We start from the raw sequence: 24,130 nt of genomic DNA, 5'->3' as shown, positions 1-24,130 counted from the left end.
GAACTGGTGATCCGCGGAAAGGTCGCGCCGCCGCTGGCTACAGCCACTTCAGCTTCTTGAACCGGGTATAGAGCAGGGTGCAGACCACGCCGATCACGCCCAGCACCACCGGATAGCCGTACACACTCTTGAGTTCGGGCATATGTTCGAAATTCATGCCGTAAATGCCGGCGATCGCGGTCGGCACGGCCAGGATCGCGGCCCAGGCGGCCAGTTGCCGGGTGATGTCGCCGGTACGCTGCTGCTCCAGCAGATTGCTGGATTCGAACACGCTGTTCAGGATTTCGCGCAGATCATCGACCATCGTCTGGACGCGGCGGACATGGTCGCGCACGTCGCTGAAATAGGGGCGGGCTTCCGGATCGATGCAGGGCAGGTCCATCTTCACGAATTTGGTCGCCACCTCCTGCATCGGCAACAATATGCGCTGGAACCGGATCAACTGGCGGCGCAGGCTGAAGATACGGGTGATGTCCTCCCGGCGCAGGAAATGGTCGATCATCTGCTGCTCCATCTCCAGCACTTCCTCCTCGATCCCTTCGATGATCGGCAGATAGCCGTCGACGATGAAGTCGAGGATGGCGTGCAGCACATAATCCACCCCCTGCGCGAGCCGGGACGGCACCGCCTCCAGCTCCTCGCGCAGCGCTAGATGGGCGCGGGCCGATCCATGGCGGACGCTGATGATATGACTGTGACCCACGAACAGGGCGGTTTCGCCATAGCAGATGGCGTCGCCCTCGACATGGGCGGTGCGCGCGACCACGAACAGCTGGTCGCCATAAATATCCACCTTGGGCAACTGGTTGGCGTTGATCGCATCCTCCACCGCCAGCGGATGCAGGCCGTAGGTGCGCGCCAATATCTGCATTTCGTCCTTGGTCGGGTCGGCGATCCCGATCCAGATGAATTCGGACTTGTCGGGCGCGCAGTCGATCCGTTCGTCGATCGCCACCGGGCGGACCCGCTGGCCGTTGCGATAGAGATAGGCGGCGATGACGGTCATGGCGCTGTGTTTCCCTTTGGTTTCCGCCGACTAGCAGACATTGGCGTCATCGTCGCGCCTTTCGCCGCACCCCTGCTTCAACCCATATGATTTTTGCTGAAGGGGCTGGCGATTGACTTCGCCATGACATAGTTGCGGGCGAAAGGGGCGCATAGAAAAACGCGCGGCACATGCTGGAGAGGGCAGGCCGCACGAGAATATATGGAGCTGTGCCTTGCACATCATGACTATCGACTTCGAGGCGTCCTGCCTGCCACGCCATGGACGGTCCTACCCGATCGAAGTGGGTATCGCGGATGGCGGCATGTCGCGCAGTTGGTTGATTCGCCCGCATGACGATTGGGCCGGATGGGACTGGACGCCCGAAGCCGAAGCGTTGCACGGCCTGAGCCGTGAACGAATCGCGCAGGAAGGGCTGCCCGCATCGGTGGTGCTGGCCGAACTGGTCGCCGCGGCTCAGGGCTGCCGCGTCCTGGCCGATAGCCTGATCGACCAATATTGGCTCGATACGCTGGCCGCCGCCGCAGGGGCACCGTCGCCTTTTGCCATTCAGCATGTCGCGACCCTGTTCGATGAAGAGCGCGCGGACGAAGCGCGCGTCGGCGCTGCCGTCGCCTTTGCCGATGGGCAGGGGGCGACCCGGCACCGCGCGGCCGGCGACGCGTTGTGGCTGTCCGCGCTGATCGCCCATATTCGCGGCGTCATGCTGCCGGCGCCACAGCCGATATTGCTGGCGGCGCAATGAATCATTGCCTGAAACCGGGCTTCAGCAATGATTTGTTACGTCCGGCAAATTACGGAGACATTTGCCAGCCTTAATCCTTCTGGCATCCACATCTGCCCGGCCAACGGAGCGCAGATGTTGCGGAGGAGAAATCCATGTTCCTTATCCTGCTATCCAGCGTAGCGGCCCTTGCCGCTGCCCCCAGCACCATCCACAGCGCCGCCATCAGCCATGGCGCGCAGGCCTATACCGCCAGCTATCATGCCCAGTCGGCGATCAGCCTGCGCGAAGTCGAGCCGCGTTTTGCCAATCGCGGCGCCATACCAGTCTGCCGCTGGCAGGCCGACGTCACCGTCAATCGCGCGGTCGCGGCCCAGGGTCAGGCGATCCCCGCCTTTGGCAAGGCGATCCACCGCTTCGCGCCCATGTCGGGCAGCTATGCCGGCACCTGTGCCGCCGCCCGCCATCAGATCGACGCGCAGGTCGCGCGCCATGTGGCGGACCGGTCGGCCGAGGCGGTCGCCGTCGCGCAGCAGGATCGCGCCGTGCTGGTTAACGAACTGGACGGCGTGCGCGCGCTGACCAAGGGCGCTGTAAACGGCGGATGAGTCCACCGCTGATATTGATCGCAGAGACGCATCAGGATCTGCGGCAGAAAATACGCGAATATCTCGAGCAGAGCGGCTTTCGCGCGCTGCCGGCGGCGTCTGCTCATGATATTTACAGTGCGCTGACCACTACCCCGGTCGGCGCTCTCGTACTGGATGCGGCGCTGCGCGGGCCGGACGGGCTGGATCTGTGCCGCGACGTACGCGAACGCAGCGACGTGCCGATCATCCTGGTCGCAGCGAACAGTTCGGAGGTCGACCGGGTGGTCGGGCTGGAACTGGGCGCCGACGATTATATGGCCAAGCCCTATTCGGCGCGCGAACTGGCGGCGCGGCTGCGCGCCGTGCTGCGGCGCGGCCGGGGCGAGCGCGCGCTGGGCCTGCGTCGCCAGACCGAGGCGATCTTCGAAGGCTGGGTGGTGGACTTCGCCCGGCGCGAGGTGTCCGACCCGACGGGCAAGCAAATCGATCTGACCGCGGCGGAATTTTCGCTGTTGTCGGTGTTCCTGGATCATGCCCAGACGGTGATCGCCCGCACTCGCCTGATGGAGCTGGCGGGGGTGCGCGACACGCCCTCTTCGGATCGCAGCATCGACGTGCTGGTCAGCCGGCTCCGGCGCAAGCTGGGGGAGGGTGGTCGCCCTGCTCCGATTGTTACTGTGCGGGGGGTCGGATACATGTTCAGCGCGGTGGTCGATCGTCGCTGACCAGCAAAGGATTGCGCAAAACCGCCATTTTTCGCGGTTTTGCGCAATCCGCGCCGTTTCATTGGCCAGACATAGTTTTTAACAATCCCGCTGCGCCGCAGCAAAACCGCTTGTCTATTCTTCACACTATACCGGTCCGCCCCCTGGCCGGAAATAGTCATTCAAAGAAGAGGATAGACTCCATGAACGAGCTTATCGGTCGCGTTTTTGACTTTGAAACCAAAGTCTACCCCAGCGAAAGCACGCTGTATAACCAGCTGGCCAACCATGGCCAAAGCCCCAAGGCGCTGATGATTTCCTGCGCGGATTCGCGCATCGTCCCCGAACAGATCATGCAGGCCGCGCCCGGCGACCTGTTCGTGTGCCGCAACGCGGGCAACATCGTGCCGCCGCATGCCAGCCAGCTGGGCGGCGTGACCGCGACGGTCGAATATGCCGTCATGGTGCTGGGCGTGCGCGACATCATCGTGTGCGGCCATAGCGATTGCGGCGCGATGAAGGCGCTGGCCACCGACGCCGACCTGACGTCCATGCCCAACGTCGCCGCCTGGCTGCGTCACAGCCATGCCGCGCAGAAGGTGTGCCGCGAAAATTATCCCACGGACCTGAGCGACGCGGAAAAGCTGCGCAACATGGCGCTGGAAAATGTCGTGGTTCAGCTGGCGCATCTGCGCACCCATCCGTCGATCGCGTCGGGCATCGCCCGTGGCGAAATCGCGCTGCATGGCTGGTATGTCGATATTCACGCCGGCCAGGTGCTTGGCCTGGACGGCGAAACCGGTCGCTTCTCGCCCCTGCGCGAAGGCCAGCCGATGCAGGTCGCACTTCCCCACGGCCGTCGCCTTGCCGGCGAATCGGTTTATGCCCAAGCGGCGGAGTAAATCATGTTGAAGGCTCTTTCCGGCGGCAATTTCGGCCGCGATTTTACGGCGTCGATCGTCGTCTTCCTGGTGGCGATGCCGCTCTGTATGGGCATCGCCATCGCGTCCGGCGTGCCGCCGGAAAAGGGTCTTATCACCGGCATCATCGGCGGCATCGTCGTCGGCCTGCTGGCAGGTTCGCCATTGCAGGTCAGCGGCCCGGCCGCCGGCCTTGCCGTCATCGTCTTTGAAATCGTGCGCGAACAGGGCCTCTCGGCCCTTGGCCCGATCCTGATCCTGGCGGGCGCGATCCAGGTCGTCGCCGGTCTGTTGCGGGTCGGCGGCTGGTTCCGCGCCATTTCGCCCGCCGTCGTGCACGGCATGCTGGCGGGCATCGGCGTGCTGATCGTGGTCGGCCAGTTCCATGTGCTGTTCGACGACAAGCCGCTGTCGAGCGGCCTGCACAATCTGATCGCCATGCCAGGCCAGATATTGGGCCTGTCGAACGGCGATACCGTCACGGCCTTCGCCGTCGGCCTCGTCACCATCTTCAGCATGTTGGGCTGGGAGAAGTTTCGCCCCGCATCGATGAAGCTGGTGCCGGGCGCGCTGGTCGGCGTGGTCGCCGCGACGCTGGTCGCCTTCGCGCTGGGCCTGGACGTCGCGCGTGTCGTCGTGCCCGAATCGATCGTCGCGGCGGTCAGCCTGCCCGAACAAGGCCTGCTGGCGCAGCTGCTGAACCCGACCGTCATCACCACCGCGATCGCCATCGCCTTCATCGCCAGTGCCGAAACCCTGCTCTCGGCCGCCGCTGTCGATCGCATGCATGATGGCGTACGTACCAATTATAACAAGGAATTGAGCGCGCAGGGCGTGGGCAACCTGCTCTGCGGCTTTGCCGGCGCGCTGCCGATGACCGGCGTCATCGTTCGCTCGTCCGCCAACGTGCAGGCCGGAGCCAAGACCCGTATGTCGGCGATCCTGCATGGCGTCTGGATCCTGGGCTTCGTGGCGCTGCTGCCCTGGCTGCTCCGTGAAATCCCGATGGCGGCGCTGGCCGGCATCCTCGTCATCACCGGCGTTCGCCTGGTCAGCGTGGCCCACGTCAAGCATCTCTTCCACCTCTACGGTCCGCTGCCCGCGATCGTATGGGCCGCGACGTTGATCTGCGTCGTGACGACCGACCTGTTGACCGGCGTGCTGGTGGGCATCGGCCTGTCGATGCTGGAACTGCTGCCGCATGCGACCCGCCTGCGCCTGAAGGTCGAGGATGCAAGCCGTGGCGAAGCGCATGAAGTGGCGCTGCGCGGCACGGCGACCTTTCTCAGCCTGCCAAAATTGTCGGCCAAGCTGGAATCGCTGCCGACCGCCGGCCTCGTCATCCTGAATGTCGAGCGGCTTGGCCATATCGACCATACCTGCGCGGAAATGCTGCGCGAATGGGTCGATCGCCGTCGTGGCACAGGCGCGCAGGTGGAATATTTCGGCGCAACCGGACGGATGCGCCAGCTGGTCGCCTGACCCCCCCCTCAACCACTTGGGCGACCTGTCGAACCGCCGTGCCTGACCTCAGGCGCGGCGGTTTCTTTTTGTCACAAATGTACGTGGAAACATAATAGCAATATTATATTATCGCATCAGCAAAGAACCGTGCCTTGCTTACAACAGCGGCTCCGATCCTTTCGCAACTGCGGCAAAAGCGGTTTGCGTGGAGGGCGGGACGGCATAGTCCATGGATATCCGCTGGCATCGGGGGCGATCAAAACAGATCCCTGGGCGGCGGATGCAGGACGGAACATTCCAACGTAAAAGGGGAATGTTCATGAAGTACCAAATCGCTTGTGCCGCCCTCGCGCTCCTTTCCAGCGCCCCGGCTTTCGCACAGGAAGAACCCGCCAGCCCCGTCACCGTTTCCGGCAGCGTCGGCCTCGTGTCCGACTATCGTTTCCGTGGCGTGTCGCAGACCGACAAGGGCATGGCCGTTCAGGGTGGCATCACGCTGACGCATGAAAGCGGCGCCTATGCCGGCACCTGGGCCTCCAACCTGTCGGGCTGGGGCACGTTCGGCGGATCCAACATGGAACTGGACCTGTTCGCAGGCTACGCTATTCCGCTGACCGAAACCACCACGCTGGATGTCGGCCTGACCTGGTACATGTATCCGTCGGGTGCCAACAAGACCGACTTCGCCGAACCCTATGTGAAGCTGTCCAGCCAGGTCGGCCCGGTCAAGGGTCTGGTCGGCGTCGCCTATGCGCCCAAGCAGCAGGCGCTGGGCAAGTGGTGCAGCGACGCGGATTGCACCATCTTCAATCCGGGTGACAAGGAAGACAATTTCTACGTCTGGGGCGATGTCAGCGGTTCGATCCCGAACACGCCGGTCACGTTAAAGGCGCATCTGGGCTGGTCGAACGGCAATAGCGGCCTTGGCCCCAACGGCACCTCGCTGGCGCCCACCGGCAAATATATGGACTGGCTGGTCGGCGCGGACGTCGCCATCCCCGGCACGCCGCTGACCGTAGGCCTCGCCTATGTCGACACCGACATCGCCCGCGTCGAGGAAAATTACATCCGCCCGAACTTCTCGGACGCCGATGGCTCCTCGATCGCGCGCAGCCGCTTCGTCGTGTCGCTGACCGCGGCCTTCTGATCCTGCGGCCTTGAGCCGAACGAAAGGGCCGGTCCGACACCCCGTCGGGCCGGCCCTTTTCGCTGTCGTGACAAATTGTTGCTCCAGTCGCGATTGACCCATTGGCCGGGGTCGCGCGGTTGACCCCCGATCCGGCCGGGCCTATCTCCAGATCATGACATTTTGTGCGCTGACGCTTTCATGACCGCCCCGTCGATCATCCTCGTCGAAGACGATCCGCCGCTGCGCACGCTGACCGCTCGCGCGCTTCAGGAACATGGCTATCAGGTGCGCCCCGCATCGTCCGGTCCGGAAATGTGGGTGGCCTTCGACGCCGGCCCGGTGGATCTGGTCGTGCTGGACGTCATGCTGCCGGGCACCAACGGCATTGACCTGTGCCGTCAGATCCGTCGCAAGAGCGACGTCCCCATCATCTTCATCAGCGCCAAGGGTAGCGAGACGGATCGCATCGTCGGCCTGGAACTGGGCGCAGACGATTACCTCCCCAAGCCCTTCGGCACGCGTGAGCTGATCGCCCGCATCCGCGCCATCCTGCGCCGCGTCGGCGTGGAGCGCGGCCCGGACGAGCATCGGGAGAGCGAAGCCCATTTCGACGGCTGGAGCGTCAACTTTCCCCGCCGCGAACTGCGCTCGCCCACCGGCGCCATCGTGGAACTGACCGGGGCGGAATTCGACCTGCTCGGTTCCTTCCTCAGCCATCCGCAGCGCGTCATCGCGCGGGAGCGGCTGATCGAACTGTCCCGCACCCGCATGGGCGACAGCTCCGACCGCAGCATCGACGTACTGGTCAGCCGCCTGCGCCGGAAATTGTCCACGCAGGACAAGGGCGCGCCGATCACCACCGTGCGCGGCGTCGGCTATATGTTCAATGCAGAGGTAAGCCGCGCTTGAAACTACAGTTCAGGGGATCGCTCGGCCTGCTCGGCCGGCTCTGCGCGATCCTGCTGCTGACCGTTACGCTGGAATTTGCGGTGGGCACGCTCGTCTATGAGCGGGCCAGCCATTTGTCGTTGCAGGATGACGAGGCCCGACGTCTGGCCGAACATCTGGTCATCGCGCGCAAGCTGCTGGTCGAACAGCCACGCGGCGAGCGGCCCGCGCTGGGCCTGCAACTGACCACCGATCGCTACGATATCCACTGGTCGCCGGCCGCGCCGCCGCCGCCGCCGCTGTCGCCCGAACTGGAGCGGATGCGACGCCAGATCATCGACTGGGAACCCGGCCTGGAAAAATCCGGCCTGTGGCTGCGCCTGACGCCGGGGCGTCATTCGGAAATCAATGGCGGGCTGCAATTGCATGATGGCAGCTGGCTCTATTTCGGCATGCACCATAGCGGCGGCAAATGGGCCTTCACCATCGGCCGGCTGGGGTTGGCGCTGATCCCGGTATTGGCGTTGCTGTTGGCGGGCCTGCTGCTGATCCGCCGGACGCTGGCGCCGTTGCGCGACCTGACCCATGCGACGCACCGGATCGGTCGTGGTTCCGAAGTGATCGTGCCCGAAGCGGGCACCAACGATGTGCGCAACCTCATCACCGCCTTCAACGCCATGCAGGCGCGCATGCATCGCCTGATCGACGAGCGGACGGAAACGCTGGCGGCAGTCGGCCATGATTTGCGCACGCCGCTCGCCCGGCTGCAATTGCGGCTGGAGCTGGTGAAAGATCCCGAAGTACAGCACGCCATGGGCGGCGACCTGGAGGAAATGGGCGCGATGCTGGAATCGCTGCTTGCCTTCCTGGGCGGGGAGAAGGATCCCGAGCCGCCGGTCCGCACCGACATCGCCGTCAGCATCGCCACCATCGTCGATGCGTTCCAGGATCATGATCAGGATGTGGACTATAATGGTCCGGACCATCTGGAAATGGAAGTGCGCGGCCTGTCGCTGCGCCGGGCCGTACGCAACCTGATCGAGAATGCGCTCCATTATGGCGATCGCGCCCGCGTCTCGCTGGAGCGCAAGGGCAATGAGGTGCTGATTCGTGTCGATGATGACGGCCCCGGCATCCCGCGCGAGCGGCTGGAGGAAGTGTTGCGGCCCTTTTCCCGCCTGGACGATGCGCGCCAGCGCAACACGCGCGGGCTGGGCCTTGGCCTTGCCATCGTGCAGAAGGCGGTGACGGCGGAGGGCGGCCAGTTCATCCTCGCCAACCGGCCCGAAGGCGGCTTGCGCGCCGAAATCTGCCTGTACCTGCCGCGTTAGGCGCGCGCCGACAAAAGAGAATCTGTTCGGCCCCAAGCAAAACTCGTTTATCCCTGTCCCCGTCACCACGCTATGCCCCCGGCAATAAGCGCATGAAGGCGGATATAATGGCAGACGGACAGGACGACGATCGCATCGTCGAGGGGTATTGGGACGTGGACAGGCTGGTCGCCGAATTGAGCGACGCGCGGAGCCGCTGGCGGCAATCGCAACAGCATCATGCCGAATATGGCGCGGAAGGCTTCCCCTCGCGCGACAATATGGCGAAGATCACTCAGTCGCTCTGCGGCGCACTCTTCCCGCTGCGGCTCGGCCCCGGCTATGTGCGCCTGCATAATGAGGACGCCTATGTCGCCGAAACGCTGCAAACCGTCCTCAGCCGCCTCCATGGCCAGATCCGGCTGGAGCAGATTTACGCGCTGAAGGGGCAGCCGGTCGAGGCCGTAGACAAGGAAGCAGCGCGGATCATATCGGCCTTTGCCGACGGCCTGCCGGCGCTGCGCACCTTGCTCGACACCGATGTCGACGCGGCCTTTCTGGACGATCCGGCTGCGCGCAGCGTGGACGAGGTGCTGATCTGCTACCCGTCCATGCTGGCGATCATCCATCACCGGCTGGCGCATCGCCTCTATGAACTGGGCGCGCCGTTGGTGGCGCGGATCGTGTCGGAAATCGCCCATGGCAAGACCGGGATCGACATCCATCCCGGCGCCAAGATCGGCCCATCCTTCTTCATCGACCATGGGACCGGCGTGGTGATCGGCGAAACGGCGATCGTGGGCGCGCGGGTGCGCCTCTATCAGGGTGTGACGCTGGGCGCGCGCAGCTTTCCGGCGGACGAGAAGGGCCATCTGGAAAAGGCCCTGCCGCGCCATCCGATCATCGAGGATGATGTGGTGATCTACGCCGGCGCGACGGTGCTGGGGCGGATCATCGTGGGCAGCCGATCGGTCATCGGCGGCAATGTCTGGCTGACCGACAGCGTGCCCGCCGACTCCAACGTCCGCCAGGCCAAGGCGCAGTATGAAGTGACCAGCCGCGTCCAGGTATCCGCCCCCCACCGCGTACACGCTTTGGTCGAGGAAGCGACGGACGGGTTCGGGGAGAATATCTGAAGGTCGGATGTGGGTGGTAGGCTATTCCCCTCCCGCTCGCGGGAGGGGTAGCGAGACTTGCGCGCGTAGCGCGTTAGTCGCAGCGGGGTGGGCAATCGCGACGTCCTGCCCACCCCCTAACCCCCTCCCGTAAACGGGAGGGGGAACAATATGGCTGTCGGTTAACGCTCCTTACTGCGCGCAGCTATCCCCATCGCCCGCGATCAGGTCCAGACAGCGGCCGTCAATCTCATCCTTGGGCACCGGCAGCTTGATGAGCGCGGCCAGCGTCGGCAGGATATCGACCGTCTCGACGCCCAGCGGCTGTTCGAAATGTTGCATCCCCTTGCGCCAGAACAGGATCGGCACGCGACGATCCGTGTCCCAGGGCGAACCATGGGTGGCGACCGCGCCCATCACGGCGCTTTCCGGGATCGACATGACACGCGGCTTGAGCAGCAGCAGCAGGTCGCCTGACCGCGTGGGGTAGAAGCTGGCGCGCGCTTCCTGGATCAGGCTCCAGCTTTCGGGCGGGCCGGAAGGGGAGGGGGTGGCGGCGATTTCCGCCTTGGTAAAGACGGTCTGCACCTGCGGATGGGCGCGCAGATAGGTCAGCGTCGCAGCCTCCACCTTGGCCCGCTGGGCGGTGGTCAGCCCTTTGTCGAAATAGAGATCGCCGGCCGGCCCGTCGCCCCAGATGACCTTCTTGCCGGTCATGCCGACCTTGTCGGCGATGGTCGCGTTCAGCGCCTTGGGCGTCAGCGCCTTGTCCACGCGCTGTTCCATCGGCATCGCGTTCAGCTGGTGCCGTTCGGGCAGGTCATGGCCGCCATGGTCTGCGGTCAGCACGACGACATAGTCGATGCCATCCTTGTCCAGCTTGTCGAAGAAGGCGCCCAGTTCGCGGTCCAGCCGGTCGACCTGAATGCAGCTTTCGGTGCCTTCCGTGCCGTAGGTGTGGCCGACATAGTCGGTCGCCGACAGGCCGATCGAAATGATATCGGTCTGCGCCTGCTTGCCCAGGCTCATGCTGTCGATCGCGGCGGCGGCGAAGGCCAGCGTCAGCGCATCCTGCTCCGGCGAGATACGGAAACCATTATAGTCGCCCGCCTGCCGCGCGAAGCGGCCGGTGCCGACGGAGCGATTGCCCGCCTGCACCGCGAAATCCTTCGACACGCACTGGGCGGGCAGTTCGAACCCGGCATTGGGCTGCGCCAGCCGCTGGGCGAAAACATCATTCACCTTGGCCACCAGCGGCGGAACCGACACGCCCTTGTAGCTGACATAGCCCTTGGGGCTGAGCCACCAGGCCTGGTCGGCGGTCGGCCCGCCCATCATGATGGCGGCGCGGTCCTTGCCGGATACTGACACGACACGCGTGGCGGGATTGGCGATCTTCATGCGACCGCCCAGAGTCGGCACCTTCAGATGCAGCGGCGATGCTTCATAATGGTCGCTGTCGGTGCCCGGCTGGCTCTCATCCTCGGCGCAATAGACGTTCTTGTCTTCGCGTTTGGTGCCAAGGTCGAACCAGTTATTGGCGATGATGCCCGTGCGCGACGGGCGGCTGCCGGTCAGGATGGTGGAATGGCCGGGGCAGGTTTCGGTCGCGGCATGGCTTTGATAGCCGCGCGGGAAGACGGCGCCTTCGCTGGTCAGGCGCTTGAGGCCGCCCGTATAATATTGGCGATATTCGCTGAACAGATCGGCGGAAAACTGGTCGACGCTGATCGCGACGATCAGCTTGGGCGGAGTCGCAGGCGCGGGGGTTGCGGTGGGCGCGGGCGCCGGGCTTTGTGCCACGACGGGCGTGACGGGCGCCATGGCGGTAGCAAGCAACAGGGCGGCGGCGACTCGTTTCAACATATTCTATGACCTTCTCATGCCTTGACGGCGGATGGGGAGCGACCTAGCCCCCTTGCACCTGACCGACCAGAGGCCCGATGCGGATTTTTCAAGTCATATTCATGACGCTTGCCCTGTTGGCAGGCCTGTCCACCGCCCATGCTCCCACTGCAACGGCGCAAAGCGCCTTCGGCGGCGGTGCGGCGCATATCGCCGCCACGCTGGTGGCGGAAAGCGCGGTGCCAAAGGCGGGCGAGGGCACGACCATCGCCTTTGCGATGGTGCCCGAACGGGGCTGGCACGGCTATTGGGAAAATCCCGGCGACGCGGGCCTGGGCATGACCGTGGACTGGACTCTGCCCAAGGGCGTGACCGTCGGCGCCTTGCGCTATCCGGTGCCCGAAACTTTGCTGATCTCGGGCCTGATGAACCATGTCTATGAAGGCCCCTATGCGATATTGGCGGACCTGAAGGTCGCGGCTGGCATGGCATCCGGCACGCGCCTGCCGGTGAAGGCGTCGGCGCAATGGCTGGCCTGCACCGACAAGGTGTGCGTGCCCGAAGGCGGCGACCTGACGCTGGAACTGACGGTCGGTGACGGTCAGGTCGTGACGGCAACGCGCGCGCGCTTCGATGGCTGGCGCACCCATTTGCCGCGCCCGCTGGGGTCGGAGGCCACCTTTGCGATCAAGGACGGCAAGCTGCGCCTGTCCGTCCCCTTCCCGGCGAGTGCGCAGGCGCGCGACGTGCATCTTTTTGCGCTGGCCGAAGGATTGATCCGCAACGCCGCCCCGCAGACGGTGACGCGGCAGGGCGATCAACTGCTGCTGGAAACCGACGCGGCCGATGGCGCCAAAGCCGACACCGTTCAGGCGGTCTTGCGGACCGGCGACCATGTCGGCTTCTTGCTGACGGCCAAGCCGGGCGATGTTGCAGGTGGCGCATCGGACGGCGGCCAATGGGGCGCGATCTTCGCTGCGCTGGGCGGCGCACTGCTGGGCGGGCTGCTGCTCAACATCATGCCCTGCGTCTTCCCGATCCTGGGCCTTAAAGCCATGAAGCTGGCCAAGGCCGGCGGTGACGAACGCACCGTCCGGCGGGAGGCGCTGGCCTACACCGCCGGCATCATCTTAACCTGCCTTGCGCTGGGCGGCCTGTTGCTGGCGTTGCGCGCGGCGGGTGGGGCGGTCGGCTGGGCGTTCCAGTTGCAGGATCCGCGCATCATCCTCGCGCTGCTGCTGCTGGTGACGGGGATCGCCTTCAACCTTGCCGGCCTGTTCGAGTTGCGCGCTTATGGCGGTGGCGAAGGCCTGGTGGGGAAGGGCGGCGTGGCCGGTTCCTTCTGGACCGGCGCGCTGGTCGCCTTCGTCGCGACGCCCTGCACCGGGCCGTTCATGGCAGCGGCGATGGGCGCGGCGCTGCTGCTGCCCTTGCCCGCCGCGCTGGCGGTGTTCGCGGGGCTGGGCCTTGGCCTTGCGCTGCCATTTCTGCTGCTCGCTTATGTGCCGGCACTTCGCAAGCGATTGCCCAAGCCCGGCGGATGGATGGGTATGTTCCAGAAATGCCTGGCCATTCCCATGTTCCTGACCGCGCTGGGCCTCGCCTGGCTGCTCGGGCAGCAGCGCGGCGTGCCGGGCATGACCATCGGCTTGTCGGCGGCGCTGCTGCTGGCGCTGCTGCTCTGGGGACTGGGCAGTCGCCAGCGGCAGGGCAAGGGCGGGGGCCTGATTGCCGCCATCGCCGGTTTGGCGATCCTGGCGGGCGCCGCCTACGCCCTGCCGACCAGCGCGCCGGCCGTCGCGAAAACAGGCGATTCCACTGTCTCTTTCGCTGTCTCGAAACTCGCCGAACTGCGCGCTGCCAACAAACCGGTCTTCCTCTATTTCACCGCCGACTGGTGCCTGACCTGCAAGGCGAACGAGGCCGCCGCCATCGACCGGGCTGAAACCCGCGCCGCCTTCGACAAGGCCGGGGTGACCGTCATGGTCGGTGACTGGACCAATGCCGATCCCGCCATCACCCGCTTTCTGGAAAGCCAGGGGCGCTCGGGCGTGCCGCTCTATCTCTATTATGCGCCGGGCAAGGAGGCGCAGACCCTGCCGCAATTGCTGACCCCCGCCACTCTGACTGCGCTGGTGCGCTGATGGCGAAGGTGCGCGCCGACCAGTTGCTCGTCGACAATGGCCTGGCTGAAAGCCGCGCCCGTGCGCAGGCGCTCATCCTCGCCGGCCTCGTCTTCCTGGGCGACAAGAAGGTGGAGAAGGCCGGGCAGCAGGTCCCGGCCGATGCAGAGCTGGACGTGCGCGGCCGCGATCATCCCTGGGTATCGCGCGGCGGCATCAAGCTGGCTCATGCGATCGTGGAATTTGGGATCGACGTCACCGGCTTCGTCGCCATCGACGTCGGTTCCTCGACCGGCGGATTTACCGACGTGCTGCTGACGGGCGGTGCGACGAAAGTCTATGCCGTCGACAGCGGCACCAACCAGCTGGCGTGGAAGCTGCGCTCCGACGATCGCGTCATCGTGCATGAACAGACCAGCGCCCGCATCCTGACCGACGCCCATATCCCCGAGCCGGTGGACATCATCGTGTGCGACGCCAGCTTCATCAGCCTGGCCAAGGTGCTGGAAAAACCGATCGGTTTCGCCAAGCCCGGCGCGCAGATGGTCGCGCTGATCAAGCCGCAGTTCGAGGCGCGGCGGGAAGAGGTTGGCAAGAATGGCGTGATCCGCGATCCCGCCGTGCATGAGCGCGTCTGCGCGGAGGTGCAGGACTGGGTCGTGGCGCAGGGCTGGACCGTCGCGGGACTGACGCAAAGTCCGATTACCGGACCGCAGGGCAATGTGGAATTTCTTCTCCACGCCCGGCTTGGTGGATAACGGGTTCAGCTTCGTTCTCTGCCCCGACATATACTGATACATATTGCGACAAAGCTTCCCATTGTGTCGCCCCGAAAGGCCCGATAGCCCTCCGCCATGCGCCCTTATTTGCCTGTCATTCTCACCGCCCTTTGTCTTGCCGGTTGCAGCGGCGAGAAGCAGCAGAAGCCGCGCGCCGTTCCGCTGGTGGAAATCCAGCCAATCGCGGCCACCAGCTTTACCGACGATCTGGAGGCGGTCGGTACCGCACTAGCCAATGAACAGGTCGTGCTGTCCGCGCCGGTGACGGAACGGATCGAGGCGCTGAACTTCGCCGATGGCGGTTTCGTCGCCAAGGGGCAGGTGATCGCGCGTCTCGCGGTGGGTCAGGAACAGGCCGAACTCGCCTCTGCAGAGGCAACTGCGCTTCAGGCCGGCCAGCAACTGCAGCGCATACAGTCGCTCAAGGATCGCGGTTTTGCCACCGGCGCCACGCTGGAACAGCAGGTCGCGCTCTCCAATGCCGCCCGCGCCAATGCGCAACTGGCGCGCGCCTCGATCGGCGACCGGGTGATCCGTGCGCCCTTCGACGGGTGGGTGTCGCTGCGCACCGTATCGCCCGGCGCGATCGTGACGGCCGGCACGGCGATCGCCACGGTCAGCGACATCAGCCGGATCAAGCTGGATTTTACCATCCCCGAAACCCGGCTGGCGATGATCCGCACCGGCATGCCGATCAAGGCCGTGTCCGCCGCCTGGCCCGACCGGCCGTTCAACGGCACCATTGCCACGATCGACCCGGTCATCGACCCCGCCACCCGCGCGGTGAAGGTGCGCGCGATCCTGCCCAACCCCGACAAGGCGTTGAAGCCCGGCATGTTGCTGACCGTCAGCGTGATGGCCCGTCAGCGCCAGTCGCTGTCCGTGCCCGAACTGTCGGTCGTGGGTGACGGCGACGAACGCTTCGTCTTCATCGTCGAAGATCGCACGGCCAAGCGGACCAAGGTCGGCACCGGCATCCGGCAGGACGGCCGGGTCGAAATATTAAGCGGGGTGAAGCCGGGTCAGAAGGTCGTGACCGAAGGCGTTGTCAAACTGACCGACGGCGTCACCGTGCGGCTGGCCGGCGACAAAAATGATGCAAAGCCCAAGGACGGATCGGGCAAGGGCGCGCGCTGATGCAGCTGTCCGATCTTTCCGTCCGTCGCCCGGTCTTCGCCGCGGTCGTCGCGGTGCTGCTCTGCATCGTCGGCGTCGTCGGCTGGATGAGCCTGTCGGTCCGCGAATATCCCGATACCGATCCGCCGATCGTGTCGGTCGAAACCAGCTATACCGGCGCGGCAGCCTCCGTGGTGGAAAGCCGCATCACCCAGCTGATCGAGGATGCGGTCGCGGGGGTGCAGGGCATCCAGACCATCACCTCCACGTCGCAGGACGGCACGTCCAACATCAATATCGAATTCGATCCATCCCGCGACATCGACACCGCCGCCAATGACGTGCGCGATCGTGTCGGTTCGGTGGTGGAGGATTTGCCCGAAGACGCGCTGGCGCCCGAAATTCGCAAGGTGGATTCCGACGCGCGCGCCATCCTCTTTCTCGCTTTCTCCCGTCCCGGCTGGACCGCGATCCAGATCAGCGACTATCTCGACCGCAATGTCGCCGACCGTTTCGCCGCCATCGACGGCGTCGCGCGCGTCAACATCAGCGGCGAAGCGCGGCCCTCGACCCGCATCTGGTTCAACGCGGAAAAGCTGGCCGCTTTCGGCCTGACCCCGGCCGATGTGGAAGCGGCGCTGCGCAGCCAGAATGTGGAACTGCCCGCCGGCCGGTTCGAATCGAAGGATCAGAACCAGACGTTGCGCGTCGAACGGCCCTTCGCCACGCCGGCGGAATTTTCCGGGCTGGTCGTGGGACGCGGCACCGACGGTTATCAGGTGCGTCTGGGCGATGTCGCCCGGATCGAGGAAGGGGCGGAGAACCCCTATACCAGCTTCCGGTCGAACCAGGGCACCGCGATCGGCATCGGCATCATCCGCCAGTCGGGCGCCAACACGCTGGCCGTCGCGCAAAAGGCGAAGGCGCTGATCAAGGAACTGGAGCCGACCCTGCCGCAGGGGATGCGCGTCGCCATCGGCACCGACGAATCCCTGTTCATCGAACGCGCCATCGCCAATGTCTACGACACGCTGATCGAGGCGGCATTGCTCGTCATCCTCGTCATCTTCCTGTTCCTGGGGTCGGTGCGCGCGACGATCATCCCGGCCGTGACGGTGCCGATCTGCCTGCTTGCAACCTGCGCCGTGATGTGGCTGCTCGGCCTGTCGATCAACCTGCTGACCCTGCTCGCCTTCGTGCTGGCGATCGGTCTGGTGGTGGACGATGCCATCGTCGTGCTGGAAAATGTCTATCATCGCATCGAGCAGGGCGACGATCCGCTGGTCGCCGCTTATCTGGGCACCCGGCAGGTGGGCTTCGCCATCATTTCGACCACCTTGGTCGTCTGCGCCGTGTTCGTGCCGGTGATGTTCCTCGCTGGCCAGACCGGCCTGCTGTTCCGCGAACTCGCCATCGCCATGATCGCGGCCATCGCCTTTTCCGGCTTCATCTCCTTGAGCTTGGCGCCGATGATGTGTTCCAAGCTGCTCAAGACGGCCGAGCGCGGGCGGTTTGCGCGCTGGATCGACGATCGGTTCCAGCGGCTGGAACATGGCTATGCCCGCTGGCTGGACGGCGCCTTGCGCAAGCCGTTGCTGCCGCTGCTGGGCGTTGTCCTCTTCCTGGGCGTGGCCGGCTTCTTCTTCACCCGTCTGCCGAGCGAACTGGCCCCCGCCGAGGATACCGGCGTGGTGGAAGCGCAGATCAGCGCGCCCGAAGGCACCGGCTTTGCCCGCATGATGGCCTATATGAAGAAGATCGAAGATGATCTGGCCTTCCTGCGCAAGGACGGCACGCTCCAGAATCTGGTCATCCGCACCCCGTCGGGCTTCGGCGCGACCGACGATTATAATGGCGGTAACGTCATCGCCTTCCTGCGGCCATGGGAAGACCGCACCATCACCACGTCGGAAGTCGCGACCATCGTGAACAAGGTGATCGCCGATCAGGCGGGCGTGCGCGGCAATGCGGCGCCGCGATCGGGGCTGGGGCGCGGGCGCGGCCTGCCGGTCAATATCGTGCTCGCTGGCTCCACCTATGAAGGGCTGGTCGCCGCGCGCGACCGGATCATGGCGGCGGCGGCCGATTATCCGGGCCTCATCAACGTCGACAGCGATTATAAGGAAACCAAGCCGCAGATGCGGATCGAGGCCAATCTGGCCCGTGCCGGCGATCTGGGCGTATCGGTGAATGATGTCAGCCAGGCGCTGCAAAGCCTGCTCGGTTCCCGCCGCGTCGGCACCTATGTCGACCGGGGCGAGGAATATCGCGTGCTGGTGCAGGCGGAGGAGGACGGCCGCCGGACCGTGGCCGATCTGGAGCGGATCAACGTCCGCTCCCGGACCGGCGCGCTGGTGCCGCTGTCCGCGCTGGTCACGGTGCGCGAAGTCGCTGGCCCGCGTCAGCTCAACCGCTACAACAAGCTGCGCGCCATCACCCTGACCGCCGCGCTGGCGCCCGGCACCTCTCTGGGGCAGGCGCTGACCTTCCTGGAGGATCAGGCGCGTCAGTCGCCCGAAGTGCTGGCCATCGGCTATCGCGGCGAAAGCCAGTCGCTGCGCGAAACCGGCGGGTCGATCTGGCTGGTCTTCGGCCTCACCATCCTGATCGTCTATCTGCTGCTGGCCGCGCAGTTCGAAAGCTTCATCCATCCCGGCGTCATCATCGCCACCGTGCCGCTGGCCGTGGCGGGCGGTGCGTTGGGTCTGGCGATCATGGGCGGGTCGATCAACCTCTACAGCCAGATCGGCATCGTCATGCTGGTGGGCCTGGCGGCCAAGAATGGCATCCTGATCGTCGAGTTCGCCAACCAGCTGCGCGACGAGGGGATGGAGGTTGCGCAGGCCATTCGCGAAGCCGCCAAACGCCGCCTGCGCCCGATCCTGATGACCTCCATCGCGACCGTCATCGGTGCGGTGCCGCTGGTCATTCGCGGCGGGGCAGGGGCGGCCGCGCGGCACTCGATCGGCACCGTCGTGGTGTTCGGCGTCAGCCTGGCGACGCTCATCACGCTTTTCCTCATTCCGATCTTCTATTCCCGCGTTGCCAAGCGGACGGTTTCTCCGCAAACCGTCAGTCGAAAGCTGGATTCGGCGCTCAAGGATTCGCCGGAACCCGCTGAATAATGGCTTTTTGGAGCTGCGTTGCCGATGAACGAGATTGCGTCGCCCGGTCAGTTGCGTCTTGCCTATCTGCGCTGGGCGCTGGTTACGGTGCCCGCTATCGTCTTCCTCGGCTTCATGTCCGGGCGTCTTGCCAATAGCGGCTATGGCAATCGCTGGTTCGACGCGCTGGACAAGCCCGCCTTGATGCCGCCGGGCTGGGCCTTCGGCGTCGCCTGGACCATACTCTACGTCTTCATGGCGCTGGCCTTTGCCATCGTGCTGCATGCGCGGGGCGCGCAGGGGCGGGGCGGGGCGATCGCCCTGTTCCTGGTGCAATTGCTGCTCAACCTCTGCTGGTCGCCGCTTTTCTTTCGCGCGCATCAGGTCGGTAGCGCGCTGGCGCTGATCCTGATCCTGTTCGTATTTGTGGCCGTAACGACCGCCTTTTTCTGGCGGATTCGGCGCTTTGCCGGCGTGTTGTTGCTGCCCTATCTGGCATGGCTGGCCTTCGCCTCCTTCCTCAACTATGAGATCGGCCGCCTGAACCCCGACGCGGCGACCCTTGTGGCCCCGGCGCTCAGAACCCAGATATGATTTACAGGCGCGCTTCCTTGCGCGCCGCACAGAGGATTTGACCAATGCAGAGCGAAAACCGCTTCTTCGACGATCTGGCCAAGCTGGTGAATGGCGCTGCCGGCACCGTGGCCGGCGTGACGCGCGAATTCGAATCCAACGCGCGCGAGCGGGCGAAGGAATGGATCGGCGGCATGGAATTCGTGTCGCGTGAGGAGTTTGACGCGGTCAAGGCCGTCGCCGCCGCTGCGCGCGAAGAGGTCGAACTGCTCAAGGCCCGTCTCGACGCGCTGGAAGGCAAGACGACCGAACCGGTGACGAAGAGCGTCAAGGCCGCCAAGCCCAAGGCAGATTGATCCCGTCTGTCCTTTCGCCGCATGCGGTGATAAGGCGCGCCGATGATGGATAGTGACGAATTCGAACATGGCGGTGGGGAAGCCGCGCCGATCGACATGCTGGCCGCCTATTTCGAGGCGCACGGCTGGAGCTACGAGCAGGTCGGCGAGGACGAGATCGTCGCCAATACTCAGGGGTCGTGGGCGCAATATGAGCTGCGCGGCATCTGGCGCGACGAAGATCAGGTGCTGCAACTGCTGGCGCTGCCCGACATTCGCGTCAGCGAAGAGAAGCGCGGCACCATCTATGAGACGCTGGGCCTGATCAACGAACAGCTGTGGCTCGGCCATTTCGAGCTGTGGTCGTCCAGCGGCATCATCCTTTTCCGGCACGGCGCGCTGCTCGGCGCCGGCGGCACGCTGACGCTGGATCAGGCGCAATTGCTGGTCGAAACCGCGATCGACGAGTGCGAGCGCTTCTATCCGGTGTTTCAGTTCGTCCTGTGGGGCGGCAAGTCGCCATCCGAGGCGATCTCCGCCAGCCTGATCGAAACCCGCGGCGAGGCCTGACCTGCATGACTGCCATCTGGCCCGATCATCTGTTCCCCAATCACCTGTTCCTTGTCGGCTGCGGCAATATGGCGGGGCAGATGCTGTCCCGCTGGCTGAGCGAAGGGCTAGAGCCTGCCCGCGTCACCGTGCTGCGTCCCAGCGGCAAGCCGGTGGCCGATGGCGTCGCGGTGGTGACAGATTATCCGGCCGCACTGCCCGCCGGCACGACCGTGCTGCTGGGCATGAAACCCTATCAGATTGCCGATGTCGCCGACGCGCTGGCGCCGCTTTGCGCGGCCGATACGCGGATCGTGTCGATCCTGGCCGGCACGACGCTGGCCGAATTGCGCAGCCGCTTTCCCGCGGCCCGTGATATCGTGCGCGCCATGCCCAACCTGCCGGTGGGGCTGGGCGAGGGCGTGACGGCGCTGTTCAGCGACGACGCCACCGATTCCGCCGCCCGCGATGCCATCGGCGCGCTGATCCAGCCTTTGGGGCTGGTCGAATGGATCGCCGATGAAGCTTTGTTCAATCAGGTGACGGCGCTGTCTGGTTGCGGCCCGGCCTTCCTGTTCCGCTTCGTCGATACGCTGGCCCGCGCGGGCGAAGCGATCGGCATCCCTGCCGATCAGGCCGCGCGCATGGCGCTGGCCACTGTGCAGGGATCGGCGAACATGGCCGCCCGCGCCGCTGTCAGCCCCTCCACGCTCGCCGATCAGGTCGCCAGCCCCGGCGGCATGACGCGCCAGGGCCTCAATGTGCTGGACGCCGACGACCGGCTGCTGGCGCTGCTGACCGATACGCTGGCCGCCGCCCGCGATCGCGGTGAAGCGATGGCGCGCGGGGAATAAGCAAGGTTCCGGGCAAGCCGCTTTTACGGTAAGGCGCGCCCAAATTACCTTGGAGTCGCCCATGTTGTCGCCTGAAACCCCGATCCTGCTGCTCACCACCGGTGGGACCATCGACAAGGTCTATTTCGATGCCCTGTCGGACTATCAGGTTGGCGAAACGGTGATGGCCAAGCTGCTTGAGGTCGCGCGGGTCAAGCGCCCCTTCCGCATCGAGGAAGTGACGCGCAAGGACAGTCTGGAACTGGACGAGACGGACCGGGCGCTGATCGTCGCGCGCGTCGCCGCCGCGCGCGAAAAGCATATCGTCATCACCCATGGCACCGACACGATGACCGACACCGCCAAGGAACTGGCTGGCATCGAGGGCAAGACCATCGTGCTGGTCGGCGCGCTGGCCCCCGCGCGCTTCGGCGAGAGCGACGCCAGCTTCAACCTCGGCATGGCCTTCGCCACGGCGCAGGTGGCACAGCCGGGCGTCTACATCACCATGAGCGGGTCCGTATTTCGCGCGGACAAGGTGGTGAAGGATCGCGCCAAGGGCGCCTTCGTCCCGACGCAGGACTGATCGCGACCGTCTCGTTCCCGGAACAACATCCCCCGCCCGGCATTGAAACGGGCGGGTGGCATGACGAGGAGGAGCAAGACATGACCGATAATCGGTCCGATTATCAGGAGCGTCCTGTGACGCACACGACCATCATCGAAAAGCGCAGCGGTGGCAGTGGCACGACCATCGCGATCCTGCTGCTGGTGGTCGTGGTGGCGGTGGCCGCCTTCTTCCTGATCAGCAGCCAGACGAGCAAGGATAATGCGGTGTCGACCGCGGCGCAGCAGGTGGGCGATGCCGCCAGCGATGTCGGTGACGCGGCCAAGGACGCCGCCGGCGCGGTGAAGAAGGACTAGCCTCCCAAGCCCTTCACAACAGCCGTTCAGCCTGAGCTTGTCGAAGGGCTAGTCTGCTTGTCGGCTGTCAGTAAAGAAAAGCAGGGCTTCGACAGGCTCGGCCCGAACGCAATAGGCGTTAATGCAGAAGGGGCTGGCGAACCTTTGGTTTGTTCACCAGCCCCTTCGCCGATATCAGACCATGATCTTGTCGAGCGCGGCGCAGAAGGCCTGCATGTCGGCCATGGAGCCGACGGTCACGCGCGACATAGTGGGCCAGGGTGCCCAGTTGCGGCCGATGCCGACACCTGCCGCCATGAACTGATCTTGCACGCCCTTGGCCGGCTTGCCCCAATCGACCATGAACATGTTGGCGTCCGACGGAATGAACTTGATCCCGCGCTTCTTGAGATGCGCGAACGTATAGTCGCGCGCAGCGATCATTTCGGCACGACGCTGTTCGATAAGCGCCTTTTGCGTCAGGGCTACCGTGCCGCACACGACCGAGGGCAGCGGCAGATTGGTCGACATGCGCTTGCCGTCATAACGCATCAGCTGCTCATGCAACGCCGGCGACGCGATGGTCGCGCCCAGCCGCATGCCCGCCATGCCGAACAGCTTGGAGAAGGTGCGCAGCACGACCACATCGTCGCGCTTGGCGGCCAGATAGGCGGCGGACTTTGCATGGGAGAAGTGGAGATAGGCCTCGTCCACCAGCACGACCGATCCGGCCGGCTTGTTGGCGACCAGCCATTCGATGTCCGCGATCGGCGTGATCGTGCCGGTCGGGTTGTTGGGCGAGCAGACATAATAGAGGCCTGCCTGCGGATCGGCGGCCAGCATCGCCTTCACGTCATGGCGATAGTCGCTGGTCAGCGGCACCTTGGTCACTTTCGCGCCGGCCCATTCGGCCGTGCCCCAGGGCTGTTCATAGCTGACGTCCGCCGTCACCAGACCTTTCTTGGGCGAGCAGAAGGCCACGACGATGCGCGAGAGCGGATCGCTGGAGCCGGGCCAGGGCAGGATATGGTCGGCGGGCACGCCTTCGATCGTGGCGAGCGTCTTTTTGAAATCGGTGACTTCGGTGCCGGGATGGTAGAAATTGGCATGGCCGATGATCTTGGCCGCTTCGGCCTGTGCGACGGGGAAAGGGCCGGTCCAGCATTCGTTGGAGCCGATGCGAACCTTGGGGAAATTGCCTTCGTCCGGGCCATCGTTGCGCTGCGCCCAGAGCGGCGTGCCGGCGCTGGCCGCCGCAACACCCGCGCCCAGCACGCCCATGATACGGGCGGCCTGTCGCCGGGAATAGCCACGTTCTAGAAGATCCTGCCGTGCGTCCGACTGGTCGTGCATCATATCATTCCCCTGTCATTACCTACAGGGGAGGAAACGGACGAGGATGGCTTTTCCGCAGCGTCCAAAGAGAAAGGGCGCCCGTTGCCGGACGCCCTTTTCATCGTTCGGAAGAGGGGAAGGGGATCAGCCTTCGACCTTCACATGCTTGGGTGCAGCCTCATTGAGGATGCGCAGGATCTTCTTGAGCGCGGTCGGCTCGTCCGTCTCTTCCATCGCCGCCAGTTCGCGGGCGAGGCGGCTGGATGCCGCTTCGAAGATCTGGCGTTCCGAATAGCTCTGCTCGGGCTGGTCGTCGGCACGGAACAGGTCGCGCGTCACTTCGGCGATCGACACCAGGTCGCCCGAATTGATCTTCGCTTCATATTCCTGGGCACGGCGCGACCACATGGTGCGCTTCACCTTGGGCTTGCCCTTGAGCGTTTCCATCGATTCTTCGAGGGTCTTGTTGGAGGACAGCTTGCGCATGCCCACGCCTTCGGCCTTGTTGGTCGGCACGCGGAGCGTCATGCGCTCCTTTTCGAAGCGGAGCACGTACAGCTCCAGTTCCATGCCCGCAATCTGCTCCTTCTGAAGCTCGATTACACGGCCCACGCCATGCTTGGGATAAACGACATAATCACCAACGTCAAAGGACAGCGCCTTGGCAGCCATTTGATACCTTTCCAATTCAACCGGGGAACGGGCCGTCGCGGGGCAGATGCGCGAGACAAATGCCGAGGGGTCCACGGCGCCACCGTCAAGACATGAAGCGTATTCTCCAGAGC

At 64.8% G+C, this 24,130-nt stretch carries 23 protein-coding genes; 19 read left to right on the top strand and 4 right to left on the bottom strand.

Annotation, left to right across the window (positions count from 1 at the left end; translation table 11 throughout):
* Positions 1-37 precede the first annotated feature (37 nt).
* A complete protein-coding gene (locus F4U95_RS11370; RefSeq protein WP_150425753.1) occupies positions 38-1,006 on the bottom strand; it encodes a magnesium and cobalt transport protein CorA in 969 nt (322 codons plus the stop codon).
* Between the two features lie 223 nt (positions 1,007-1,229).
* On the opposite strand from F4U95_RS11370, the gene F4U95_RS11365 reads away from it, so the two are divergent.
* The 9 genes from F4U95_RS11365 (at position 1,230) to epsC (ending at position 9,871) form a co-directional block, all read left to right on the top strand.
* The gene (locus F4U95_RS11365) at positions 1,230-1,751 is read left to right on the top strand and encodes a 3'-5' exonuclease family protein (RefSeq protein WP_246171575.1); all 522 of its coding nucleotides are present in this window, start codon (positions 1,230-1,232) and stop codon (positions 1,749-1,751) included.
* A 134-nt stretch (positions 1,752-1,885) separates the two neighbouring features.
* Entirely contained in the window at positions 1,886-2,338 is a 453-nt protein-coding gene (locus F4U95_RS11360; RefSeq protein ID WP_150425751.1) for a hypothetical protein, read from the top strand.
* Positions 2,335-3,045, top strand: a complete 711-nt coding sequence (locus tag F4U95_RS11355) for a response regulator (protein WP_150425750.1) — start codon at positions 2,335-2,337, stop codon at positions 3,043-3,045. Before F4U95_RS11360 ends, F4U95_RS11355 begins: the two co-directional genes overlap by 4 nt.
* 182 nt (positions 3,046-3,227) lie before the next feature.
* A complete protein-coding gene (locus tag F4U95_RS11350; protein WP_120250674.1) occupies positions 3,228-3,926 on the top strand; it encodes a carbonic anhydrase in 699 nt (232 codons plus the stop codon).
* Positions 3,927-3,929: 3 nt separating this feature from the next.
* On the top strand, positions 3,930-5,426 hold the full coding sequence (locus tag F4U95_RS11345) for a SulP family inorganic anion transporter (protein ID WP_150425749.1): 1,497 nt from the start codon (positions 3,930-3,932) through the stop codon (positions 5,424-5,426).
* 295 nt (positions 5,427-5,721) lie between these two features.
* Entirely contained in the window at positions 5,722-6,555 is an 834-nt protein-coding gene (locus F4U95_RS11340) for a TorF family putative porin (RefSeq protein ID WP_120250672.1), read from the top strand.
* 180 nt (positions 6,556-6,735) lie between these two features.
* Positions 6,736-7,446, top strand: coding sequence for a response regulator (locus F4U95_RS11335; protein ID WP_056683259.1), 711 nt, complete (start codon positions 6,736-6,738; stop codon positions 7,444-7,446).
* Positions 7,443-8,756 (top strand): ATP-binding protein, encoded by a 1,314-nt coding sequence (locus F4U95_RS11330; protein WP_120250671.1) that lies wholly within the window; start codon positions 7,443-7,445, stop codon positions 8,754-8,756. Before F4U95_RS11335 ends, F4U95_RS11330 begins: the two co-directional genes overlap by 4 nt.
* Before the next feature lie 107 nt (positions 8,757-8,863).
* Positions 8,864-9,871 carry a serine O-acetyltransferase EpsC gene (gene epsC / locus F4U95_RS11325; RefSeq protein WP_246171567.1) on the top strand — a complete coding sequence of 336 codons (1,008 nt, stop codon included), beginning with the start codon at positions 8,864-8,866 and terminating at the stop codon, positions 9,869-9,871.
* A 171-nt stretch (positions 9,872-10,042) separates the two neighbouring features.
* Here epsC and F4U95_RS11320 read toward each other — a convergent pair whose 3' ends face one another.
* A complete protein-coding gene (locus tag F4U95_RS11320; protein ID WP_150425747.1) occupies positions 10,043-11,716 on the bottom strand; it encodes an alkaline phosphatase family protein in 1,674 nt (557 codons plus the stop codon).
* A 77-nt stretch (positions 11,717-11,793) separates the two neighbouring features.
* Between F4U95_RS11320 and F4U95_RS11315 the strand changes: the two genes are divergently transcribed.
* The 10 genes from F4U95_RS11315 (at position 11,794) to F4U95_RS11270 (ending at position 22,031) form a co-directional block, all read left to right on the top strand.
* Positions 11,794-13,839 (top strand): protein-disulfide reductase DsbD family protein, encoded by a 2,046-nt coding sequence (locus F4U95_RS11315; protein WP_150425746.1) that lies wholly within the window; start codon positions 11,794-11,796, stop codon positions 13,837-13,839.
* Complete coding sequence (locus tag F4U95_RS11310) at positions 13,839-14,576, top strand: TlyA family RNA methyltransferase (RefSeq protein WP_150425745.1); 738 nt, start codon at positions 13,839-13,841, stop codon at positions 14,574-14,576. The genes F4U95_RS11315 and F4U95_RS11310 overlap by 1 nt, the downstream gene beginning before the upstream one ends.
* A gap of 96 nt (positions 14,577-14,672) precedes the next feature.
* Entirely contained in the window at positions 14,673-15,734 is a 1,062-nt protein-coding gene (locus F4U95_RS11305) for an efflux RND transporter periplasmic adaptor subunit (protein WP_150425744.1), read from the top strand.
* Positions 15,734-18,838, top strand: a complete 3,105-nt coding sequence (locus F4U95_RS11300; RefSeq protein WP_150425743.1) for an efflux RND transporter permease subunit — start codon at positions 15,734-15,736, stop codon at positions 18,836-18,838. Before F4U95_RS11305 ends, F4U95_RS11300 begins: the two co-directional genes overlap by 1 nt.
* Positions 18,839-18,862: 24 nt before the next feature.
* Positions 18,863-19,411, top strand: coding sequence for a TspO/MBR family protein (locus tag F4U95_RS11295; protein ID WP_120250664.1), 549 nt, complete (start codon positions 18,863-18,865; stop codon positions 19,409-19,411).
* A gap of 44 nt (positions 19,412-19,455) precedes the next feature.
* Complete coding sequence (locus F4U95_RS11290; RefSeq protein ID WP_120250663.1) at positions 19,456-19,746, top strand: accessory factor UbiK family protein; 291 nt, start codon at positions 19,456-19,458, stop codon at positions 19,744-19,746.
* 42 nt (positions 19,747-19,788) lie between these two features.
* Positions 19,789-20,295: a type III secretion system chaperone family protein gene (locus tag F4U95_RS11285; RefSeq protein ID WP_120250662.1), complete on the top strand. Its 507-nt coding sequence runs from the start codon at positions 19,789-19,791 to the stop codon at positions 20,293-20,295.
* 5 nt (positions 20,296-20,300) lie between these two features.
* Positions 20,301-21,128, top strand: a complete 828-nt coding sequence (gene proC / locus F4U95_RS11280; protein WP_150425742.1) for a pyrroline-5-carboxylate reductase — start codon at positions 20,301-20,303, stop codon at positions 21,126-21,128.
* A gap of 61 nt (positions 21,129-21,189) precedes the next feature.
* On the top strand, positions 21,190-21,693 hold the full coding sequence (locus tag F4U95_RS11275; protein WP_150425741.1) for an asparaginase domain-containing protein: 504 nt from the start codon (positions 21,190-21,192) through the stop codon (positions 21,691-21,693).
* A gap of 80 nt (positions 21,694-21,773) precedes the next feature.
* Positions 21,774-22,031, top strand: a complete 258-nt coding sequence (locus F4U95_RS11270) for a hypothetical protein (RefSeq protein WP_150425740.1) — start codon at positions 21,774-21,776, stop codon at positions 22,029-22,031.
* Positions 22,032-22,205: 174 nt separating this feature from the next.
* On the opposite strand, the gene F4U95_RS11265 is transcribed toward F4U95_RS11270, so the two are convergent.
* Both F4U95_RS11265 and F4U95_RS11260 read right to left on the bottom strand, forming a co-directional pair.
* Positions 22,206-23,363 carry a pyridoxal phosphate-dependent aminotransferase gene (locus F4U95_RS11265; RefSeq protein ID WP_150425816.1) on the bottom strand — a complete coding sequence of 386 codons (1,158 nt, stop codon included), beginning with the start codon at positions 23,361-23,363 and terminating at the stop codon, positions 22,206-22,208.
* A 126-nt stretch (positions 23,364-23,489) separates the two neighbouring features.
* Positions 23,490-24,017: a CarD family transcriptional regulator gene (locus F4U95_RS11260; RefSeq protein ID WP_120250658.1), complete on the bottom strand. Its 528-nt coding sequence runs from the start codon at positions 24,015-24,017 to the stop codon at positions 23,490-23,492.
* Positions 24,018-24,130: the final 113 nt, after the last annotated feature.

This window comes from Sphingobium limneticum (assembly GCF_008710165.1).
Lineage (GTDB): Bacteria > Pseudomonadota > Alphaproteobacteria > Sphingomonadales > Sphingomonadaceae > Sphingobium > Sphingobium limneticum.
Note: the sequence above shows the minus strand (reverse complement) of the source record. Positions and strands in the feature narration are given on the sequence as shown.

Bases quoted from the DNA above. Each gene is read 5' to 3' on its own strand.
- F4U95_RS11345 (WP_150425749.1), top strand. From the start codon at position 3,930: ATGTTGAAGGCTCTTTCCGGCGGCAATTTCGGCCGCGATTTTACGGCG.
- F4U95_RS11335 (WP_056683259.1), top strand. From the start codon at position 6,736: ATGACCGCCCCGTCGATCATCCTCGTCGAAGACGATCCGCCGCTGCGC.
- F4U95_RS11315 (WP_150425746.1), top strand. From the start codon at position 11,794: ATGCGGATTTTTCAAGTCATATTCATGACGCTTGCCCTGTTGGCAGGC.
- F4U95_RS11260 (WP_120250658.1), bottom strand. From the start codon at position 24,017: ATGGCTGCCAAGGCGCTGTCCTTTGACGTTGGTGATTATGTCGTTTAT.
- F4U95_RS11370 (WP_150425753.1), bottom strand. From the start codon at position 1,006: ATGACCGTCATCGCCGCCTATCTCTATCGCAACGGCCAGCGGGTCCGC.
- proC (WP_150425742.1), top strand. From the start codon at position 20,301: ATGACTGCCATCTGGCCCGATCATCTGTTCCCCAATCACCTGTTCCTT.
- F4U95_RS11355 (WP_150425750.1), top strand. From the start codon at position 2,335: ATGAGTCCACCGCTGATATTGATCGCAGAGACGCATCAGGATCTGCGG.
- F4U95_RS11270 (WP_150425740.1), top strand. From the start codon at position 21,774: ATGACCGATAATCGGTCCGATTATCAGGAGCGTCCTGTGACGCACACG.
- F4U95_RS11290 (WP_120250663.1), top strand. From the start codon at position 19,456: ATGCAGAGCGAAAACCGCTTCTTCGACGATCTGGCCAAGCTGGTGAAT.
- F4U95_RS11295 (WP_120250664.1), top strand. From the start codon at position 18,863: ATGAACGAGATTGCGTCGCCCGGTCAGTTGCGTCTTGCCTATCTGCGC.
- F4U95_RS11340 (WP_120250672.1), top strand. From the start codon at position 5,722: ATGTTCATGAAGTACCAAATCGCTTGTGCCGCCCTCGCGCTCCTTTCC.
- F4U95_RS11265 (WP_150425816.1), bottom strand. From the start codon at position 23,363: ATGCACGACCAGTCGGACGCACGGCAGGATCTTCTAGAACGTGGCTAT.
- F4U95_RS11310 (WP_150425745.1), top strand. From the start codon at position 13,839: ATGGCGAAGGTGCGCGCCGACCAGTTGCTCGTCGACAATGGCCTGGCT.
- epsC (WP_246171567.1), top strand. From the start codon at position 8,864: ATGGCAGACGGACAGGACGACGATCGCATCGTCGAGGGGTATTGGGAC.
- F4U95_RS11365 (WP_246171575.1), top strand. From the start codon at position 1,230: ATGACTATCGACTTCGAGGCGTCCTGCCTGCCACGCCATGGACGGTCC.
- F4U95_RS11300 (WP_150425743.1), top strand. From the start codon at position 15,734: ATGCAGCTGTCCGATCTTTCCGTCCGTCGCCCGGTCTTCGCCGCGGTC.
- F4U95_RS11360 (WP_150425751.1), top strand. From the start codon at position 1,886: ATGTTCCTTATCCTGCTATCCAGCGTAGCGGCCCTTGCCGCTGCCCCC.
- F4U95_RS11350 (WP_120250674.1), top strand. From the start codon at position 3,228: ATGAACGAGCTTATCGGTCGCGTTTTTGACTTTGAAACCAAAGTCTAC.
- F4U95_RS11320 (WP_150425747.1), bottom strand. From the start codon at position 11,716: ATGTTGAAACGAGTCGCCGCCGCCCTGTTGCTTGCTACCGCCATGGCG.
- F4U95_RS11305 (WP_150425744.1), top strand. From the start codon at position 14,673: ATGCGCCCTTATTTGCCTGTCATTCTCACCGCCCTTTGTCTTGCCGGT.
- F4U95_RS11285 (WP_120250662.1), top strand. From the start codon at position 19,789: ATGATGGATAGTGACGAATTCGAACATGGCGGTGGGGAAGCCGCGCCG.
- F4U95_RS11275 (WP_150425741.1), top strand. From the start codon at position 21,190: ATGTTGTCGCCTGAAACCCCGATCCTGCTGCTCACCACCGGTGGGACC.